Source organism: Mycobacterium sp. (assembly GCF_032162605.1).
In the GTDB taxonomy this organism is placed as follows: Bacteria; Actinomycetota; Actinomycetes; order Mycobacteriales; family Mycobacteriaceae; genus Mycobacterium.
The window spans coordinates 1-3,293 of sequence record NZ_JAVROT010000130.1; the positions used below are offsets into that span (position 1 = coordinate 1).

Here is a 3,293-nt window from a genome sequence, read left to right on the forward strand (position 1 = left end):
GGGCGGACGTAATCGCGAACACGCCAAGACCGGCAATGAGCCAGCCCCGTCTGCCATAACGGTCGCTCAGGCTGCCCGCCGACAGCAGCAGACCCGTGATGACCAGGGTGTAGGCGTCGACAATCCATTGCAGCTGCGCGGTATCGGCGTTGAGTTCGCGCGACAACTTCGGCAGGGCGACGTTGACGATGGTGGCGTCGACGCTGATCACGAAGACGCTCAGGCAGATGACGGCGAGCGCGGCGGTCGGCCGGTCGCGGAACACCGGGCGGCGTAAATCGAAGCTCATAGACAAGAAAATAAATCATAAAGACATTAAACACAAGTTATATGACTAGATAGTTGTTTTCATGGTAAAGTCACCGGTATGTCCGCCGGTAGGAACTACAAACCAGAATTGCCCCATCGCGAAGGGGCTCGACGTACTGGGCGAGCGATGGACCTTGCTGATCCTGCGCGAGTTGGTTGGAGGTCCGCGCCGCTACGGCGACCTCCGCGCCGAGTTGCCCGGAATTGCGACCAACCTGCTGGCCGACCGGCTCCGCGAACTCAATGATGCCGGGATAATCGATCGCGCCGAGCTGCCACCACCGGTCGCCCGTACCGTGTACACCCTCAGCGACGTTGGCTGGCAACGGGTCCTACCCATCCTCCAGGCCATCGCATGGTTCGGCCTCGACCTGCTTGAACCGAGCGACAACGCTGCCGTATCGCCGTTGAACGGATTCCTCGCCGGCGTCCTGCTCGCGTTCGACCCCGCACGCGCCACCGACCTGAACGCGTCATACGTCATCGCGATCGACGGCCGCCGTTTCGATTTCGGGGTGCATCGGGGCCGCCTCACCGCCGCCCAGGGTGCGCCCACGGTAACGGTGACCGCAACCGCGGCCGATCTGGTCACCGCCCGTTTCGGAACCACCGCAGCCCAGCGCAAGACCGCACTGCGCCGCTTGAAGTTCGTCGGCGAACACGATGCCATCGACGCATTCCACACGGTCTTCCAACTGTCAGCCGATCCAACTGTGCCGGTCAGGACGTAGCAAGTCCTACGACATGGGCTACCCCCACGGAATTAGATGACGAGACGAGCTACTGGCTCTCGCGACCACGCATCCGCGAGTCTGATCGCCGAAGCTGATGCCGACATTGCCGCCGGGCGGACCTTCAGCAAGGACGAGATCCGTACGCACTTTCGTGAACCGCGGTGCGACAGTCGGACCGTACAGGCCATCCGCAAAAACGTTCGTTTTCGGGACTTCTCGGTATATTTGGCCGTCACGACCGATGGTTCAGTCCGTGGCGGCTTGCTCGATGAGGCCGTGGGGTTGTCCCGGCGGCGGCTACCCAATCGGCCCCGACGTGTCCGTTCGGGCCGTCACGTGGGCGGCGTGGGTCCCCCGGTCAGAAATACAAGGCGGAACTTGCCGAGCTGCACCTCGTCCCCGTTGGCCAGGGTCGCCGAGTCCACCGTCGCGCGGTTGACGTAGGTGCCGTTGAGGCTGCCGACGTCGACGACCTGGACGTCGTTGTTCTCCGTGATCCGAAATTCGGCATGGCGGCGGCTGACGGTGACGTCGTCGAGGAAGATGTCGCTGTCGGGGTGGCGCCCGACGGAGGTGACGGCCTTATCCAAAGTGAGCCGTGATCCGGCGTTGGGGCCGCGTTTGACGATGAGCAGAGCCGAGCCCGGGGCCGGGCTCTCCCCCGTGCTCTCGCTGGCTGTCACCCAGGTGTCGGGCGTGTGGAGGATGTCGGCCCGTAACACCGAAGTCATCTCTGCGGCGTTGTCATCGGAGGCCTTGTCGTGATCCTTACCGGTCACTCAGCGCTCCGTTCTGATGCCGCGTGCCGCATGCCCACGCCAAGATCATCCCGCCACGTGGCCATATACAGACCAGGAACCGTCCCATTAATGGCTTGGGCTGAGCGCGCAATGGCTTGCTGACGAACGACATATTTCGTTACAACTGAATTGCCCGCGGACCCGAATGCACTGGTGTTCCCGAGTCGTAAAGGCGGGTTTCTGCCTCTTGGCGAATACCGCTGGGCATTCGACAACGCGTGCGACGACGTAGGGATCGAAGGGCTGGTACCTCACGGCCTGAGGCACACCGCGGCGTCCTTGGCGATCAGTGCAGGCGCTAACGTCAAGGTTGTGCAGAGACTCCTGGGGCACGCGACAGCTGCGATGAGGCTCGACCGATACGGCCATCTCCTCACCGACGATTTAACCCGGTGTGGCCGATGCGCTGGGTAAGGCGATCGACAGCACTGCGGTATCACGGCAGTACTCGGGACCTTCGAACGAGGCCGAATAGGCTTAGATGATGCTCTGAACTGCAACGCCCCCATAGCCCAATTGGCAGAGGCGCCGGACTTAAAATCCGCACAGTGTCGGTTCGAGTCCGACTGGGGGCACGGGAAGAGGCCTGGTAGATGACGCGAGCGCGCGCCCAGGCGGTTGGGTCGTTCGTGCACGCGGCATGTACACGGGCGGGCGACGCTGTGCGCGCGTAGCTAACTGCTTGAGACGATGCGGCGGTCGTTTTCCGTCGACCTCTGAACCGCCTGGAAAGCGGAACGTGCTCTTTCGATCCCGGCCCTGGCCAAGCTGGAAGGGCCGGTTGCAGCCACGGAGTATCGGGCCTGATAGTTCGACTCTCGATGAGGTCGAGCGTGGGGCTGATTTGCGTTGACGGCACCCCCGGCCTCAAGGTGGACGGCGTTGTCGGCCCTGCCACCGCTGCCGCCTTGCGGTTGCAGGTGACGCTCCCGATGTCGGTTTGAGTCCGACCGGGGGTTGCCCCGAACCCGCTCAGTTCGCCAGTCGCTGCGCCAGCTCGTGCAGGTCTGCGGCCGACACATCCGGGCCAGGGTCTTCATGGACGGGCGAGTCGGGCCCGAACTCGAGGGGGCCCCCTCCTCGGGAACCTCGTGGCCTTGCGCTCATTGGAGCAGAAATTTGACCAGTCGCCGAGTTGCTCAGCGCGGGTGCCAGATTCGCCCAACCCGCGACGTTGGCGGCTATCGGCGAGTTCTCCTGCGGCCCCGCCGCTACATCGCGTGGCGCAGCCGGGCGATGATGCCGTCGAGGTCGAGGGCGAATATGTCGGGCCGGAAGACGTGGCCGCCGGGCACCTCGTGCGCCTCATGCGGGATGCCGGCGTCGCTGAGGCGTTCGCGGAACTCCCGCTGGCCGGCAAGCACCTGGGTCTCGTTCACGCTGTCGAACCAGTTGAGCGGGTCCGGACTGGTGCCGGCGACCAGGAAGATCCGCTTGTTCCGGTAGCTGT

At 63.9% G+C, this 3,293-nt stretch carries 4 protein-coding genes, 1 tRNA gene and 1 pseudogene; 3 read left to right on the forward strand and 3 right to left on the reverse strand.

Annotated features, from left to right (window positions below):
* The coding region (locus QOI01_RS08015; protein ID WP_526379692.1) for an MFS transporter at positions 1-289 on the reverse strand (289 nt) is incomplete at its 3' end.
* 61 nt (positions 290-350) lie between these two features.
* Between QOI01_RS08015 and QOI01_RS08020 the strand changes: the two genes are divergently transcribed.
* Complete coding sequence (locus QOI01_RS08020; protein ID WP_526379694.1) at positions 351-1,040, forward strand: winged helix-turn-helix transcriptional regulator; 690 nt, start codon at positions 351-353, stop codon at positions 1,038-1,040.
* Positions 1,041-1,375: 335 nt separating this feature from the next.
* Here the strand turns inward: QOI01_RS08020 and QOI01_RS08025 are convergent, their stop codons facing one another.
* Positions 1,376-1,774, reverse strand: coding sequence for an FHA domain-containing protein (locus tag QOI01_RS08025; RefSeq protein WP_526379698.1), 399 nt, complete (start codon positions 1,772-1,774; stop codon positions 1,376-1,378).
* 195 nt (positions 1,775-1,969) lie between these two features.
* Here QOI01_RS08025 and QOI01_RS08030 point away from each other — a divergent pair.
* Together QOI01_RS08030 and QOI01_RS08035 are read left to right on the forward strand one after the other, a co-directional pair.
* Positions 1,970-2,318 (forward strand): annotated as a pseudogene (locus tag QOI01_RS08030) (tyrosine-type recombinase/integrase); the annotation flags it as partial.
* Between the two features lie 26 nt (positions 2,319-2,344).
* Positions 2,345-2,418: transfer RNA gene (locus QOI01_RS08035), tRNA-Leu, on the forward strand.
* 636 nt (positions 2,419-3,054) lie between these two features.
* On the opposite strand, the gene QOI01_RS08040 is transcribed toward QOI01_RS08035, so the two are convergent.
* Positions 3,055-3,293: alpha/beta hydrolase-fold protein (locus QOI01_RS08040; protein WP_526379696.1), on the reverse strand; the 239-nt coding region annotated here is incomplete at its 5' end.